This window comes from Shinella sp. (assembly GCF_049651085.1).
Lineage (GTDB): Bacteria > Pseudomonadota > Alphaproteobacteria > Rhizobiales > Rhizobiaceae > Shinella.
The window spans coordinates 30267-45014 of the sequence record NZ_JBASBL010000019.1 but is presented as its reverse complement, the minus strand read 5'-3'; the positions used below and the strand labels follow the sequence as shown (position 1 = coordinate 45014).

The 14748-nt window shown below is 60.6% G+C and carries 15 protein-coding genes and 1 tRNA gene; 5 read left to right on the top strand and 11 right to left on the bottom strand.

Features of this window, described 5'->3' with window-relative positions:
• Nucleotides 1-478 precede the first annotated feature (478 nt).
• From WA950_RS11130 to WA950_RS11115, 4 genes are all read right to left on the bottom strand, one after another.
• The gene (locus tag WA950_RS11130; protein WP_424551779.1) at nt 479-1714 is read right to left on the bottom strand and encodes a hypothetical protein; all 1236 of its coding nucleotides are present in this window, start codon (nt 1712-1714) and stop codon (nt 479-481) included.
• Nucleotides 1715-1910: 196 nt separating this feature from the next.
• The gene (locus WA950_RS11125) at nt 1911-2486 is read right to left on the bottom strand and encodes a hypothetical protein (protein WP_424551778.1); all 576 of its coding nucleotides are present in this window, start codon (nt 2484-2486) and stop codon (nt 1911-1913) included.
• A 29-nt stretch (nt 2487-2515) separates the two neighbouring features.
• Nucleotides 2516-3580, bottom strand: a complete 1065-nt coding sequence (locus WA950_RS11120) for a hypothetical protein (RefSeq protein WP_424551777.1) — start codon at nt 3578-3580, stop codon at nt 2516-2518.
• A gap of 249 nt (nt 3581-3829) precedes the next feature.
• Nucleotides 3830-3906, bottom strand: a tRNA-Arg gene (locus WA950_RS11115).
• A 160-nt stretch (nt 3907-4066) separates the two neighbouring features.
• Between WA950_RS11115 and WA950_RS11110 the strand changes: the two genes are divergently transcribed.
• On the top strand, nt 4067-4312 hold the full coding sequence (locus WA950_RS11110; RefSeq protein ID WP_424551776.1) for a hypothetical protein: 246 nt from the start codon (nt 4067-4069) through the stop codon (nt 4310-4312).
• A gap of 64 nt (nt 4313-4376) precedes the next feature.
• On the opposite strand, the gene WA950_RS11105 is transcribed toward WA950_RS11110, so the two are convergent.
• Nucleotides 4377-5537 carry a M20 aminoacylase family protein gene (locus tag WA950_RS11105; RefSeq protein WP_424551775.1) on the bottom strand — a complete coding sequence of 387 codons (1161 nt, stop codon included), beginning with the start codon at nt 5535-5537 and terminating at the stop codon, nt 4377-4379.
• A gap of 200 nt (nt 5538-5737) precedes the next feature.
• On the opposite strand from WA950_RS11105, the gene WA950_RS11100 reads away from it, so the two are divergent.
• Complete coding sequence (locus WA950_RS11100; RefSeq protein ID WP_424551774.1) at nt 5738-6781, top strand: D-alanyl-D-alanine carboxypeptidase family protein; 1044 nt, start codon at nt 5738-5740, stop codon at nt 6779-6781.
• 26 nt (nt 6782-6807) lie between these two features.
• On the top strand, nt 6808-7956 hold the full coding sequence (locus WA950_RS11095) for a CobW family GTP-binding protein (protein WP_424551773.1): 1149 nt from the start codon (nt 6808-6810) through the stop codon (nt 7954-7956).
• Between the two features lie 39 nt (nt 7957-7995).
• On the opposite strand, the gene WA950_RS11090 is transcribed toward WA950_RS11095, so the two are convergent.
• The 6 genes from WA950_RS11090 to WA950_RS11065 form a co-directional block, all read right to left on the bottom strand.
• Nucleotides 7996-8448 carry a GNAT family N-acetyltransferase gene (locus WA950_RS11090; RefSeq protein WP_424551772.1) on the bottom strand — a complete coding sequence of 151 codons (453 nt, stop codon included), beginning with the start codon at nt 8446-8448 and terminating at the stop codon, nt 7996-7998.
• A 163-nt stretch (nt 8449-8611) separates the two neighbouring features.
• The gene (locus WA950_RS11085) at nt 8612-8860 is read right to left on the bottom strand and encodes a sulfurtransferase TusA family protein (protein ID WP_424551771.1); all 249 of its coding nucleotides are present in this window, start codon (nt 8858-8860) and stop codon (nt 8612-8614) included.
• Nucleotides 8857-10368, bottom strand: a complete 1512-nt coding sequence (locus tag WA950_RS11080; RefSeq protein ID WP_424551770.1) for a L,D-transpeptidase family protein — start codon at nt 10366-10368, stop codon at nt 8857-8859. The genes WA950_RS11085 and WA950_RS11080 overlap by 4 nt, the downstream gene beginning before the upstream one ends.
• Nucleotides 10369-10570: 202 nt before the next feature.
• The gene (locus tag WA950_RS11075; RefSeq protein WP_424551769.1) at nt 10571-11524 is read right to left on the bottom strand and encodes an acetyl-CoA carboxylase carboxyltransferase subunit alpha; all 954 of its coding nucleotides are present in this window, start codon (nt 11522-11524) and stop codon (nt 10571-10573) included.
• 78 nt (nt 11525-11602) lie between these two features.
• Nucleotides 11603-12550, bottom strand: a complete 948-nt coding sequence (locus WA950_RS11070; RefSeq protein ID WP_424551768.1) for a site-specific tyrosine recombinase XerD — start codon at nt 12548-12550, stop codon at nt 11603-11605.
• On the bottom strand, nt 12547-12696 hold the full coding sequence (locus tag WA950_RS11065) for a hypothetical protein (protein ID WP_424551767.1): 150 nt from the start codon (nt 12694-12696) through the stop codon (nt 12547-12549). Before WA950_RS11065 ends, WA950_RS11070 begins: the two co-directional genes overlap by 4 nt.
• A gap of 141 nt (nt 12697-12837) precedes the next feature.
• On the opposite strand from WA950_RS11065, the gene WA950_RS11060 reads away from it, so the two are divergent.
• Nucleotides 12838-13419 (top strand): shikimate kinase, encoded by a 582-nt coding sequence (locus WA950_RS11060; protein WP_424551766.1) that lies wholly within the window; start codon nt 12838-12840, stop codon nt 13417-13419.
• Nucleotides 13420-13429: 10 nt separating this feature from the next.
• Nucleotides 13430-14557 (top strand): 3-dehydroquinate synthase, encoded by a 1128-nt coding sequence (aroB, locus tag WA950_RS11055; protein ID WP_424551765.1) that lies wholly within the window; start codon nt 13430-13432, stop codon nt 14555-14557.
• Nucleotides 14558-14748: the final 191 nt, after the last annotated feature.

The following is a 14748-nucleotide window of genomic DNA, read 5'->3' as shown; positions in this document are numbered from 1 at the left end:
GGATCGACGCTTCTCACATCCGATTCAAAACGATCCCCGCTTTGCGCGCGGGACAGGAGACGCTTGTCATGCTCATTTCAAATCGCATCATGTCAGACCACCTTGCCACTCTCGCCGACGTCGGCATCTACGGGTGCGATCCGATGTCATTCGAAGACCTCAGGGAGGAGTTCGAGGTTTTTCGCTTGGTTGACGAACTTGAAGGGCTTTTTAGCATTTAGACCATCGCAATGCGACACCGAGGGGATGGTTCGTTATGAACGACAAAGCGGCAATGCTACCTTACTGCTAGACGAAAAAAGGGCCGCATAGCGACCCTTTTTTATTTCGCGCGCATCCTTTTAGATGCTAGTTTCATTGCTTCTGGACATTGTTGACCTCGTTTATTCTCACTCGGCGCTCGTTCCACGCTCGACTGGCCTATGTATCAACGAACCCGAAGGCTGCTGGTTTCATGTTATTCGAACAGCAGATTTTATCAAGCGTTTTCGCCGGTAGATGTCGCACTTGTCGCCCCATCGAGAGAAGTTTCTGCCGCCAATGCGGCACTAGGACGTTCTATAGTAAATAATGTTGTCATAACGTTCGGCTCAAGGTCCTTGAAATTTACAATGTCCCATTCCTCTCCATAAATTAGTGTCTTGCTATCGAATTCACCAATTTTTCCGAGCCGTGGTCGACGCACAGAAAATTTACTCTCTTTTTCGTCGAGCATTCTGTTTATGACTCTTACATTAAATTCCCTGCAGAATCGTTTTGAATGATATGTGAAGTCTTCGCCCGTTTGAAACCAGCACCAATATTTAAACGTGAATACCTGCTCATCTTTGCCGACCGTAAAAACTTCCGGATAGCCGTTGCCCTGGCCCAGCAAAATCGGTTGTGGGTTGCCCCTGATTTTCTCCTCTCCATTCACGAAAAGCGAGATGATTTGGCCGACGGGGTTAGGGGTACGCTTACACCCCTCGAACTTGTCCGGCGTAACTGTGAATTGCACCTGATCTTGTGCATCAACGTCGCCGAAAAGGCTTACCATCGTCGTAGTAATGGTAACGGTAGCGCGGTAAGCGTCGTAATCAGGGTCATATGCCTCTATCACGATCCGGCGGTTTATTTTGGAAACGGCAAGGCCAAGTTTTTTGACTTCACTTGATATGTGCGACAAGGCCGATTGGCGGAACTCGTTGTCTACATTTTCTGCGCCTGCGAATAGAATTCCGAGACGGCTCGAAAATTCCTCTTTGTGCGGTAGCCGTAAGCTGAGCAATGCGGCTGCAAGGCCGATCACGCTAAAGAAAACGACATTGACTGCCCATGAGACGTAAAAGTTCTCCGAAGGGTAAGTAAACCCATGGTAGCGCATGTAGCCCATCGTGGACGTCGCTACGACTGTCGATGTCCACAATTTCGAGATGAAGATGCCCCGGTTATCATCAAAAAGAAGGCTCAGGCCGTTAAAGCGCGCAACTATCTCAGTTTTAAACGCGAGGAAAATCTTTGGCGAAAAGTAGATGAGCCCAAGATAAAATACAAATGCAAAAAGTTCAAAATGAGCCGTGAATGTGTACGAGATGCCGGTATTTTCATATGCCGCCCACTTCAGTGCTGAATAATAGACTAAAAAAAGCAGCAGTGCATGCGCTCTGTTACCACAGAGGAAGGCAAAGAAAAGGGCGGCCAAGACCATGTTTGATACATCTATCAGATATGCCATTGAATGCATCCGGGGCTGCTATTAGGTGAGCTTCTATCATCGGTAGTACGATGGAAAAATCAGTTTTTGATTAATGGTCTAGCCACAATCTGATTTTAAAAATAACCTCCGCCTGTAGTCGAGGCCTTTTGCTGTAGCGATGGGTGAAGGCAGCGAATGCCAGTCTGCTCTCCCGTACGCGGGAGGAAGTCGATCCTTAAATTCGACGAAAATCCATATCGCCGGTGGTCTTTCGTGCGGTGTAGTACGTACCCGTAAGTCTATCCCTATCCGAGTCCCAGTCCAGATCAAGATACGCGACACCCTCGTGTTGCGAACTCCGATGCCTGAATTGGGCTTGCGGATCATTGTTGTAACTGTACCAGACACGGTAGCGACGGTTTTCATAGTCCGGTTCGAGGAACACGCGCGTCGATTTCGAGAACGATTCTCCCGTCTTCAACGTGACGCTGGTCGTAAAGAAGGTCTGGCTTATTTTCAGGCTGGTCGGAATAGGCGGCAGAGTCGTCCCCGTCTCTGGATTGATCCAGGTGGATTTCAGATGCCCGACCCACTCGCCGTTGAGATCGGGGAACATCTTTGTCTGCATGAGGGGCGCAACGCGAGCAAGCCTGAACCAGAGCAGTTCAGCCGCGGCCACCATGACGACGCCGACGATGGATATAACGAACGAAATCCATTTCAGTGGAGTCGTTTGCTCTCCGAAGTACCAGAACCAAGCGGCTTCAAGTCCCCAAGCCGCCAGGATGGAAGCGGGAACGATGATCAGCAACTGGGTCTTGCGCTGAAAAAGGGACCACATCAGCGATTGCCAAGATGGCGAAGCGCCGAGTTCACGAACCGCTGGGCCTTTTCCAGTGTCCAAGCCTGGCCGCCACCGAAAAGCGGCTTGACGCCGTTAATTTCGAGAAGCAGGTGCGGGGACAGGAAGCCTCCCTGCGACAGGATTTCGGAAATACGGCCGAGGATACGTTTTACGCGGTCATAACGATCTTCGTTGTAGACGAAGTGATGGTCCTTGACGAGATAGACAAGGCATTCAATCAGAAACGACGGTACACGCTCCTCGAGAACGCCGTACTCCTCCATGTCTGTCTGGAGCCGCTTCACGATCCTGACTATTCGCTTGAACTGGTGACCTGTTGTCGTGCGTTTCAGCCGACCGTTCGCGATGTGCTGATCTGGGTAGTTCATTGTCCAGTTGCCGTCTGTAGAAAGGATGGCGACGCCCTGAACGGTGTTGAACGGTACGAAGCCAGCACTGGCGCGAATATGGTGGAGGGTGAAACAAGGGACTACATCCACTTCGCCGCGGCTACCGTCGACGCCGTCCACACGGATCGCTTTCTTCCCGGTGTCGTCCACAGCACCCTTGCCGAAGCAGGCTTTGAGATCGCGCGATATCTCGGTACGCATATATTGGGCGATTTCGGCGAAAGACCTTCCTGTGTCGAAGTAGGTGCCAGCCTGGTAAGCCGCTTGGAAGTTGACATTGGCGTCGCATTCGATCCGAAGCGACGGATGCTGCACTCGCAGGTCGATATCAGCCTCGTTCCTGACGTTCGTGCGGTTGGTGAAACTGCCCTGCGGGCCGAACACCACGCCCTCGTTTGCAAGCCACTTGTTTTCGCGAAGGGCGCTGTGGACCATGTCACGCGCCCGTTCAATCGCTTTCGTCTCCGTGGTGCTCTCGGCGGTCTCCCAGTGGGAGAATCGGTCATTCCACGAACTGCGGGTCCTGACGGAGTCTTGCTTTAACGCATCAAATAGCGAGCTAAGTCCAAACGGGTCCGGCGGCGTCGGCTCCTGGTTGAACAGTCCCGCCAAACCGGAGAACCCGGCATTCCGCTTCTCGAAATCATTCATGCCCGAGTCTCCACTACAATTTGAAGAAAAATGTAGTAACCGCAGGGCGTGTAAGCAATAGAGACGAGGTCTTCGCTCAGCCGTTATTTCGAAGGCTGGGATTTCGAGAAAATCGTAAAAATCGACTGTTTTGACTTCAGGGACAAGCCTATCAAAGCGTCAGGGACATATCAGCGCCCGTAGGGACAAACCATTTGAGCGATTCCATTTATTCGAAAAGCCTCGAAGGCTAACACTTCATGGAGTGATTGGTGATCCCGCCGCGATTCGAACGCGGGACCCCCAGATTAGGAATCTGGTGCTCTATCCTGCTGAGCTACGGGACCACTGACTGCACCCATACAAAAGCCGGAGCTCTAAGCCAAGCGATTTTCGGGGGGCGCTGCCGGCAAGTTCCATGCGGAACAGCACGGACCAACGGGACATGAGACATTCGGTTCATGGAATGGAGATGGCTCCATTCGCTAAACCCAGAGGAGAATGTCCATGCGCAAGATCTTGCTGTCCGCTGTCGTCGCAACTGTCGCGGCGCTTTCCTTTGCAGCCCCCTCGCAGGCCGGCGGCCTGTCCATCGGTTTCGGCTTCGGCCACGGCGGCTGGGGCCACGGCCACGGTCATGGCGCCCATGTCAGGGTCTATGACGACTACGGCTACGATTGCTTCTGGAAGAAGGTGAAGCGCTACGACGAGTGGGGCAACCGCATCGTCAGGAAGGTTCGCGTCTGCCGCTGACCGTTCTCTTCGCCGCCCTTCCCCGACTTGCCCGGTTGATGTCCCTTCAACCGGGCTCTATTTATCAGGCGGCAAGCCGGCTTTCGGCGAGCTTGACCCAATAGGTCACGCCATGGGGGATGGCATCGTCGTTGAAGTCGTAGGCCGGGTGGTGCAGGCCCGCGGTATCGCCGTTGCCGATGAAGATGAAGGCGCCGGGCCGGGCCTCCAGCATGTAGGAGAAATCCTCGCCCCCCATCATCGGATCGAGCGACGCATCCACCAGGGCTTCGCCGGCGATCTCGTGCAACACCGAGACGGCATGACCCGTCTCGTCCGCATGGTTCACCGTCACCGGATAGTTGCGGTGATAGGCGACCGTGATCTGTGCGCCATGGGCGGCGGCAAGACCATCACAGATCTGGCGAATACGGGCTTCGGCCTCCTCGCGCATGCCCGGGCTCAGCGTGCGCACCGTCCCCGCAAGCTTCGCCTCCTCCGGAATGACATTGTGGGCAAAGCCCGCATTGAACTTGGTGACGGAGACGACGAGGGAAGCGATCGGATCGGCAACGCGCGACACGATGGTCTGGAGGGCGCCCACGACCTGCGCGCCGATGACAATGGGATCGACCGTCTTGTGCGGCAGCGCGGCATGGCCGCCGCGGCCCTTGACGGTGATGGCGAACTCGTCGGTCGCCGCCATGATCGGGCCGGAGCGCGTACCGAAGGAACCGACCGGCATGCCGGGCAGGTTGTGCATGCCGTACACCTCGGCAATGCCGAAGCGCTCCATCATGCCGTCCTTGACCATCTCGTTGCCGCCGCCGCCGCCTTCTTCGGCCGGCTGGAAGATGACGGCGACATTGCCCGTGAAGTTGCGCGTCTCGGCGAGGTATTTCGCCGCACCGAGCAGCATGGCCGTATGGCCGTCATGGCCGCAGGCATGCATCTTTCCCTTGGTCGTGGAAGCCCATGGCTTGCCGCTCGTCTCGTCGATCGGCAGCGCGTCCATGTCGGCACGAAGACCGATCGCGCGCCCCTCGCCCTTGCCGCGGATGATACCGACGACGCCGGTGCGGCCGATTCCGGTGACGATCTCGTCCACCCCGAACTCCCGCAGCTTCTGCGCCACGAAGGCCGCAGTCTTCTCCACGGCGAAGAGAAGTTCCGGTTCGCGGTGGATGTGTCTGCGCCATTCGGCGATTTCGTCCTGCATTTCTGCGGCGCGGTTCAGAATGGGCATGCAACACGTCCTGTCATTTCGGCCGCAAATTTGGCCGTCGCTGTTCGATGGCTTTGCCATCACGGTGCCATATAGGTTAAATAGGGCGACGGTTCGAGACAACTCCCGATTTCGAGGACAGACCCTTGCAGATGAACGGACGAACGACGCGCCGGAGCGCACGGCTTTTGGGCTCCGCCCTGTTGCTCACAGCTTCCCTCATGGCAACCACGGCCACGGCCAACCCGCGCATACTGGTGGACGTCAACACCCTTCAGGTCATCGAGCACGAGGATGCGTTCCAGCGCTGGTATCCGGCCTCGCTCACCAAGCTGATGACGGCCTACACCGTGTTCCGCGCCATCAAGGCCGGCGAGATCACTCTGGAAAGCCCGGTCACCATGACCAAGAATGCCGCCGCCGAACCGCCGAGCAAGATGTATTTCAAGCCCGGCCAGAAGATGACGCTCGACAGCGCGCTCAAGATCATCCTCGTCAAGTCGGCCAACGACGTCTCGGTCGCCATCGGCGAATCGATTGCCGGCTCCGAACAGGGCTTCATCAACCGCATGAATGCGGAAGCCGCCCGTATCGGCATGAGTTCTTCGCACTTCATCAATCCGCACGGCCTGCCCGGCAAGGGCCAGTATACGACGGCGCGCGACCTGGCGGTGCTGGCCGTGACGCTGAAGCGCGAGTTTCCGCAATATTCGTCCTATTTCGCGCTGGAAGGCTTCACCACGGGCAAGAAGCAGTATCCGAACTTCAACATGCTGATCGGCCGCTTCAACGGCGCGGACGGCATGAAGACGGGCTTCATTTGCGCATCCGGCTTCAACCAGGTCTCCTCGGCGACCCGCAACGGCCGCAGCGTCGTGTCCGTCGTGCTCGGTTCCGAGAGCCTTGGCGCCCGCGCGGACATTTCGGCCGGCATGCTGGAAAAGGGCCTGACGATGCGCTCCGCCAAGGGGACGACGCTCGGCCAGCTTCGCCCATACGGCGAAACGCGCAACGTGGTCGCCGACATCTCCGAGGAAATCTGCTCGAAACACGCGGCAAAGGTGCGCAGCGAAGGTCGCGACGAGGCCGGCCGCCAGAAGCTGGCTTCACCCTATATCCATGAGCTGAGCCGGCCGCTGAAGTTCGTCTTTGCCGGCCTTCTGGCTGGCGAGGCTGCAAAGTCCGCCGGCAACGACAAGGTCGCGGCCGGCGATATGGGCGACGTCGCCAACGTGCCCATCCCGATCCCGCGCCCTTCCTTCTGACAGGCCACATATAGACAGGAACGACCATGACCCTCGCTGAGCGGCGCGTGCCGGTTTCCGTGCTGACCGGATTTCTAGGCGCGGGCAAGACGACCCTGCTCAACCGGCTCCTGAAGGATCCGACGCTTACCGACACGGCCGTCATCATCAACGAATTCGGCGAGGTGGGCATCGACCACCTGCTGGTCGAGCAGTCGGGCGACGGCATCATCGAGCTTTCCGACGGGTGCCTGTGCTGCACGATCCGCGGCGAACTGGTGGACACGCTGGCCGACCTGATGGACCGCATGCAGACCGGCAAGATCCAGCCGCTGAAGCGCGTGGTGATCGAGACGACGGGCCTTGCCGATCCCGCGCCGGTGCTGCAGGCGATCATGGGCAATCCCGTGCTCGCTCATTCCTTCGGCCTCGACGGCGTCATCACCGTGGTCGATGCAGTCAACGGGCTGTCGACACTCGCCAACCACCCGGAGGCGGTCAAGCAGGTCGCCGTGGCCGACCGCGTATTGATCAGCAAGGCGTCGCTCGCCGACGCTGCGACGCTGGAAGCGGTCAGGCGCGAGATCGCCGCGCTCAATCCGCGCGCCAGCATTTCGGATGTCGATGCGCCGGGCCTTGCTACTCCCGATCTTCTGGCAAACGGCCTTTACGATCCGGGTAGCAAGATCCCGGATGTCCGCCGCTGGCTGCACGAGGAGGCGCACGATCATCATCACCACGACGATCATGGCCACCATCATGGACACGACCATCATCACGACCATGGCCATCAGCATGGCCATGACGTGACGCGCCACGATGCAACGATCCGTTCCTTCAGCATCATTCACGACCGCCCGGTCGATCCGATGGCGCTGGAGATGTTCATCGATCTGCTGCGCTCGGCGCATGGCGAAAAGCTGCTGCGCATGAAGGGCATCGTGCTGATGTCCAACAATCCGGAGCGCCCGCTGGTGCTGCAGGGCGTGCAGAGCGTCTTTCACCCGCCCGAGCGCCTCGCCGCCTGGCCGGACCCCTCCGACCGCCGTACACGGCTGGTACTGATCACCAGGGACCTGCCGGAAGCCTTCGTTCGCGACCTCTTCGATGCCTTTACCGGCACACCCAAGATTGACCGCCCGGACCGGGCGGCGCTGGCCGACAACCCGCTCGCCATACCGGGCCTCAAACTCTAGCAAAATCGGCGGGACGACGTGCGTCGCCCCGCCGATCGTTCAGGCCGAAAGGCGCAGGCAGGCGTTTTCGAAGGGCAGGCCTTCATCATCCACCGGACGGCGCGAGACCTCCTCGAAGCCGAGACCTCGGTAGAAGCCGCAGGCCTGCCTGTTGGCGGTATAGACCTCGAGGGAGAGTTCGCCCTTCAGCAAGAGGGCATGGCTCACCAGCGCCCGTCCGGCGCCCAGCCCTTGCCGTTCAGGAGCAACGAACAAGCCGCCGATGAACCTGTCGAGGAGGCTGATGAAGCCGACCGGTTCCCCCTGGTGGCACGCCACCCAGGTCTCTGCCTGGGGCAGATAGATCGTCTCGATCTCGACGCGCTGTGCCCGCAAGCGCTCTTCTCCGACGAAGGCATGCGCATGCAGGGAGGCAGAGAACCAGATAGAGGACAGTTTCTTTAGATCCGCCGCCTCGTCATAGGCGCGGATGGATAGATCCATGTTTTTCATGATGTTCCGGAAAAATAGAGTGCACAGAAACAGCGCCCTGAGGACGCTTGCTATGCCGCGAAAGCGGCTCCAATCGGGATTCTGCGCATCAATCTCCTTCTGCCTAAGGAGACAACATACCCTCAACGGCCGGAATAGCCAAGGGCTCGGGCGATTGAGTCGCTCAGGCTTTCTTGCGGATCAGGAAGCGATGCCCCGCCTCGACCCGTTCGCTTGCTTCGAGCGCGTGGCCGTCCTCATGGCAGAAGTGGGGGATATCGATGACGGCGAGCGGATCGGTGGTCTCGACCCAGAGGCTGGCGCCTGCCGCCATCGTCGAAAGGCGCTTGCGGGCCTTCATCACCGGCAACGGGCATTTCAGTCCGCGCAGGTCATAAATCTCGGCTTCGCAATGCGTCGTCGGGACCGTCATTTCTGCCAGAATTTCCAGAGGGGCTTTTTCGCCGTCTGCTCGACGACCTGAACGCCCGGGTTCTCCTCCGGCACCGGCAGCGTGCCTGCACCCTCGACCGGCTTTTCCACCTTGCGGGTGGCAGTTTCGGCCGTCGGGATTCTCGCTTCCTTGCGGGTCTCCTGGCCGGCATCGAGCTTTGCCTGCTCGCCGCCCTGCGTCACGCTTTCCGCCGGCTCGACGCTGCGCGGCGCCTCTTCCTTGGCCCAGAGCTTCCAGAAGGGCTTCTTTTCCTTCTTCTCGATGACCGCGACGCCCGGATTTTCTTCCGGCACCGGCATGGCGCCTGCGCCGCGCGCTTCCTTCTGCGCCTTCACGGCAGCGACATCGGCGGCGAGCGCTTCGGCTTCCTCGATCTTCTGCTGCTCGGCATCGAGCCTGGCCTGTTCGGCCTGCTGCTTGGCCCGTTCGATGGCCGCGATCTTGCGCTGCTCAGCCTCTTCAGCCTTGCGCTTCTGCGCCTCGATCTCGCGTTCCGTCATCAGCTTGCCGGCATCGAGCGAATTGCCGGTCGGTGCATAGGCAAGCTCCCTGCCCTTGCGCTGGTCGGCGACGATCGCCTTGCGCTGGGCTTCCGACGGCTCGACCCAGACGGTGCCTTCATACTTGCCCATCGCCTTGGCATAGGCGGCGGCATAGGTCTTGTTGTAGCTGCCGAGCGCAACGTCCAGAGCCGCCGGCGTCGTCATTGCCGGGCATGCGCCGGCCGGTGCGAAGGGCTTGTCGGCCTGCTGGTTGAAGACATACTTCTTCTCGCAGACATTGACCTCCGGCGGACGCTTCGTCACTTCGAAATGGTCGTAGCCGACCTTCAGCATCTTCCAGAATTCGATGTTCGGATTGTTGCGATGGCGCGCCATGTTTTCCGCGGTCATGCGGAAGGGGAAAGCCTGGAGCTGGATCGCCGACTGACCGCCATCGAAGGCGTCGCGCGCGAAGGCGAAGATTTCCACCATCTGCTCGTCCGTCATCGAGTAACAGCCGGACGACGAGCAGGCGCCATGGATCATCAGATGGGTGCCGCTCGCCTTGTTGGCGCGGTCATAATTGTTCGGGAACCCCGTATTGATCGCGAGATAGTAGCTCGAATTCGGGTTCATATTCGCCCGCGAGAGCGGGTAGAAGCCTTCCGGCGCCTGGCGGTCGCCTTCCTTCGTCTTCGGCCCGAGCTTACCCGACCATGCGCAGATCTTGTAGTTGCGCACCAGCTTGAAGCGGTTCGTGCGGTCGGACTTCCAAAGTTCCAGCCGCCCCTCTTCCTTGAAGATGCGCAGCACCATCGGGGAGGATCGGTCGATATTCATCGACGAGAGCTTGCTCAGCACGGCCGGCGAGAGCTGGTAGCCAGTCTTGCTGGAAACGCGGGCAAGATCGACATCGACCTTGTCGAAGGAATCGAGCGTCTCGTTCGTGCAACCGGCGGCGGCCACGGCGAGAAGCGATACGGCGGCGAGAACAGTCAGGCGCATTCCTAAGGTCCGTCAACAATCGTGAGATCGCAAGCCGTCGCGCCGGCGGCGGGACGCGCAGTCGTAACCGGCTTATACTTCATAAATTCTTAACTGGAAATTCTTTCGCGAGGCTGCCGGCGACCCGCATCCGTTTCAGACACAAGGATTGTGGCCGAGATTTGGCATTGGCGGCGCAAGGCGCCGCCAAACGGCCATGGGATCAGAGCTGGCGCCCGATATTGAGGTAGCGCTGACGGCGATCCTTGCGCAGCTGGTCGCCCGTCTTGGCGCCGAGCTCCTTGAGGGCGGATGCGATGACGTCGCCCGCACGGCCGATCACCGCGGCAGGATCGCGATGCGCGCCACCGACCGGCTCCTGAATGATGCCGTCGATGATGCCGAAGGTCTTCAGGTCTTCCGCCGTGATCTTCATATTGCTCGCCGCTTCCTTGGCGCGGGTGGAATCGCGCCAGAGGATGGAGGCCGCCCCTTCCGGCGAGATCACGCTGTAGATCGCATGCTCCAGCATGTAGACGCGGTCGCCGGTGGCAATGGCGATCGCGCCGCCCGAGCCGCCCTCACCGAGCACGATCGAGACGATCGGCACGCGGACGTTGAGACACATTTCCGTGGAACGGGCGATGGCTTCCGCCTGGCCACGCTCTTCCGCGCCGATGCCCGGATAGGCGCCGGCGGTGTCGATCAACGTGATGATGGGCAGGCCGAAGCGGTCAGCCATTTCCATGACGCGGATCGCCTTGCGGTAGCCTTCCGGCCGGGCGCTGCCGAAATTGTGCTTCAGGCGCGACTTGGTATCGCTGCCCTTTTCCTGGCCGATGACGGCGACGGCTTCGCCGTGAAAGCGGCCGAGGCCAGCCTGGATCGCCTCGTCCTCGGCGAACTTGCGGTCGCCGGCGAGCGGGGTGAACTCTTCGAAGAGCTGGCGCGCGTAGTCGACGAAATGCGGGCGCTGCGGATGGCGCGCGACCTGCGTCTTCTGCCAGGGGGTCAGCTTGGAATAGATGTCGGCCATCGCCTCGCGGGCGCGGCCTTCCAGCCTGCCGACCTCATCCGTCGTGTCGATGCTCTCATCTTCTTCTGCGAGCTTTCTCAGCTCGTGAATCTTGCCTTCAAGATCCGAGATGGGCTTTTCGAAATCGAGGTAGTTGTGCATGAGATGCGTTTCCGATCGTTTGCTCAAACCGCGCCAGACTATCGTCGGCCAAGAGGCCAGTCGCAAGCGGCGGGGGTCCTAATCCGGTTTTTTTGCCTGTTTGGCAAGAGGGTGATGGGTTTGAACGAGCTGGTGCAGCCGTTCTTCAAGCACATGTGTATAGATTTGTGTCGTGGAAATGTCCGAGTGGCCCAGCAATTCCTGCACCGCGCGCAGGTCCGCGCCGTTCTGCAGGAGATGGCTGGCGAAGGCGTGGCGAAGGACATGCGGCGAGAGGGTCGCGGCCCGGATTCCCGCCCGTCCGGCAAGCGCCTTGAGGTCGCGGGCGAAAACCTGGCGCGGCAGATGGCCTTCCTTGCTCTGCGCCGGGAAAAGAAAAATGCCCGTCGCCGGATCGTCGCCGATCGCCGCCGCCAGCGTCTCGCCATAGGTCTCGAGCGCAGAAACAGCAGCGCGCGACAGGGGCACCATCCGCTCCTTGTTGCCCTTGCCCTTCACCACGAGGAACCGTCCCGTCTGCGCCAGCACGCTTGCCGGCAGCGAGACCAGCTCGCTGACGCGCATGCCGGTCGCATAGAGCAGTTCGACGAGCAGATGCATGCGACGCTTGAGAAGGAGGTTGCCGCCCGGCTCCATCGCTTCTGCTTCCGCCCGGGCGATGAGGCGGCCGACATCGTCGATGCTCAGCGTCTTGGGCAGCGACCGCCCCTTCTTCGGCGCATCCAGAATGCCGGTCGGGTCGTCGCCGCGCAGGCCCTCGCCGTAGAGGAACTTGAAGAACTGCCGCAAGGCCGAAAGCCGGCGGGCCTGCGAGGACGCCGCAAAGCCTTGCCTCGCGAGATGCCCGAGATAGGCGCGCAGGTCGTCCGGCGTCGCCGCCGTCAGGCGCACGCTCCGCTCATTGAGGAAGGAGCGCACATCCTCCAGATCGCGTTCATAGGATTGCAGCGTGTTCGTTGCCGCACCGCGCTCGGCGCTCATCATCTCGAGAAAGGACTCGACCTGTAGCGCGGAGGGATCCCTCATGGCTGCTGGTTCACCCGTTCGGAGGGAATGCGGATCGTCACCTCGCGCTCGGTCGGTTCGACGAAGGTCACCAGCGCCACCATCGTGCCGTAGATCGACCCGGCGATCACGGCGCAGATGAACAGGAAACGGAACAGGGTCGGCATGGCGCACTCCGGGAAGATGGCTCTTATATCGCCCCGCCCCACGCCGAGCGCAAGGCCGGCACAGAGGATGGCCTCTCCGGCAGACTTGACGCTTCCGGCGCTTTTGTCGATACGGAGGAAAGCGAAAACCCGGAAAAAGCAATGACCGAGCTGATCGAACCGGCCCCTCCTACGCTCGCCGAGCAGGCTCGTGCAGTGCTCGGCCGGCGTAACCTCGTGCTGATCGGCCTGATGGGGGCCGGAAAGTCGGCCATCGGCCGCATGACGGCGCAGACGCTCGGCATTCCCTTCGTCGATTCCGACCACGAGATCGAGCGCGTCTCGCGCATGTCCATCACCGATCTTTTCGCCGCCTATGGCGAGGCCGAGTTCCGTGCGCTCGAAACCCGGGTCATCAAGCGGCTGCTGCGTTCGGGCCCGCGCGTCGTCTCCACCGGGGGCGGGGCCTATATCAACGAGAATACCCGCCGGCATATCAAGCGCGGCGGGCTCTCCGTCTGGCTGAAAGCCGATCTCGACGTGCTCTGGGAGCGCGTCAACAAGCGCGACACCCGCCCGCTGCTGAAGACCGAGAACCCACGCCAGACGCTCGAAAATCTCATGAACGCCCGCTATCCGATCTATGCGGAAGCGGACCTCACGGTGCTGTCGCGCGACGTGAAAAAGGAAACCATGGTGGAGGAGGTGCTCGCCGCGATCACCACCGCCCGCCGCAGAACCTGACGAGATGACCATGACTGCCACTGCTACCGCCCGCCGCACCGTGCGGGTCGATCTCGGCGACCGCTCCTACGATATCCTGATCGGCCCCGGCCTCATCGCCGCTGCCGGCCGCGAGATCGCAAGCCGCCTGAAGGGGCGCAAGATCGCCGTCATCACCGACGAGCACGTCGCACCGCTCTATCTCGACGGCTTCATGGGCGCACTCAAGGCGGAAGGTATCGATGCCGTCTCGCTCGTGCTGCCGGCCGGCGAGAAGACCAAGAGCTTCGAACACCTGATCAGCGTCTGCGACAGCGTGCTGGCCGCCCGTATCGAGCGCAACGACGCGGTGGTCGCGCTTGGCGGTGGCGTCATCGGTGACCTCACCGGCTTTGCCGCCGGCATCGCGCGCCGCGGTTCGCGCTTCATCCAGGTGCCGACATCACTGCTGGCGCAGGTCGATTCCTCCGTCGGCGGCAAGACCGGCATCAACACCCAGCACGGCAAAAACCTCATCGGCGTCTTCCATCAGCCCGACCTCGTGCTCGCCGATACCGACGTGCTCGACACGCTCTCGCCGCGCGAATTCCGCGCCGGCTATGCGGAAGTGGCCAAATACGGCCTCATCGACAAGCCGGACTTCTTCGCCTGGCTGGAAAAGAACTGGCGCGACATCTTTGCCGGCGGCGAGGCGCGCATCGAGGCGATCGCCACGAGTTGCCAGGCCAAGGCCGATGTCGTCGCGGCCGACGAGCGGGAAAACGGTCAGCGGGCGCTGCTCAATCTCGGCCATACCTTCGGCCACGCGCTGGAAGCCGCCACGCAATATGACAGCACGCGCCTCGTCCATGGCGAGGGCGTTTCCATCGGCATGGTGCTCGCCCACCAGTTCTCCGCCCGGATGAACCTTGCCAGCCCCGACGACGCCAAGCGCGTCGTGGCGCATCTTGGCGAAGTCGGCCTTCCCACCTCCATGAATCAGATTCCAGGCGGCCTGCCGCCGGCGGAAACACTGATGGACGCCATCGCACAGGACAAGAAGGTGAAGGGCGGCAAGCTGACTTTCATCCTGACGCGCGGCATCGGCCAGTCCTTCGTCGCCGATGATGTCCCGCAATCCGAAGTCATCGCTTTCCTCAAGGAAAAGCTGCCCAGATGAACGGCGACACGTCCGCTGCACTCGCTCCCTTCTCCTGGCCCTGGATCGCTTTCATCCTCGGCCTGGCCGTTCTTGCCGTCGTTCTTTTTCTTTCGCGCTCATCGATCGCCGCGCTGTGGCGTTCGCATCAGGAGAGCCGCGAGGCGGAGGGAGATCGCCGGACCGGCCAGTCCTCGCGGGATGGCGCGCCT

Bases quoted from the DNA above. Each gene is read 5' to 3' on its own strand.
- WA950_RS11095 (WP_424551773.1), top strand. From the start codon at position 6,808: ATGACCCTCGCTGAGCGGCGCGTGCCGGTTTCCGTGCTGACCGGATTT.
- WA950_RS11120 (WP_424551777.1), bottom strand. From the start codon at position 3,580: ATGAATGATTTCGAGAAGCGGAATGCCGGGTTCTCCGGTTTGGCGGGA.
- WA950_RS11080 (WP_424551770.1), bottom strand. From the start codon at position 10,368: ATGCGCCTGACTGTTCTCGCCGCCGTATCGCTTCTCGCCGTGGCCGCC.
- WA950_RS11090 (WP_424551772.1), bottom strand. From the start codon at position 8,448: ATGAAAAACATGGATCTATCCATCCGCGCCTATGACGAGGCGGCGGAT.
- WA950_RS11100 (WP_424551774.1), top strand. From the start codon at position 5,738: ATGGCAACCACGGCCACGGCCAACCCGCGCATACTGGTGGACGTCAAC.
- WA950_RS11105 (WP_424551775.1), bottom strand. From the start codon at position 5,537: ATGCCCATTCTGAACCGCGCCGCAGAAATGCAGGACGAAATCGCCGAA.
- aroB (WP_424551765.1), top strand. From the start codon at position 13,430: ATGACTGCCACTGCTACCGCCCGCCGCACCGTGCGGGTCGATCTCGGC.
- WA950_RS11075 (WP_424551769.1), bottom strand. From the start codon at position 11,524: ATGCACAACTACCTCGATTTCGAAAAGCCCATCTCGGATCTTGAAGGC.
- WA950_RS11060 (WP_424551766.1), top strand. From the start codon at position 12,838: ATGACCGAGCTGATCGAACCGGCCCCTCCTACGCTCGCCGAGCAGGCT.
- WA950_RS11070 (WP_424551768.1), bottom strand. From the start codon at position 12,550: ATGAGGGATCCCTCCGCGCTACAGGTCGAGTCCTTTCTCGAGATGATG.
- WA950_RS11085 (WP_424551771.1), bottom strand. From the start codon at position 8,860: ATGACGGTCCCGACGACGCATTGCGAAGCCGAGATTTATGACCTGCGC.
- WA950_RS11065 (WP_424551767.1), bottom strand. From the start codon at position 12,696: ATGCCGACCCTGTTCCGTTTCCTGTTCATCTGCGCCGTGATCGCCGGG.
- WA950_RS11130 (WP_424551779.1), bottom strand. From the start codon at position 1,714: ATGGCATATCTGATAGATGTATCAAACATGGTCTTGGCCGCCCTTTTC.
- WA950_RS11110 (WP_424551776.1), top strand. From the start codon at position 4,067: ATGCGCAAGATCTTGCTGTCCGCTGTCGTCGCAACTGTCGCGGCGCTT.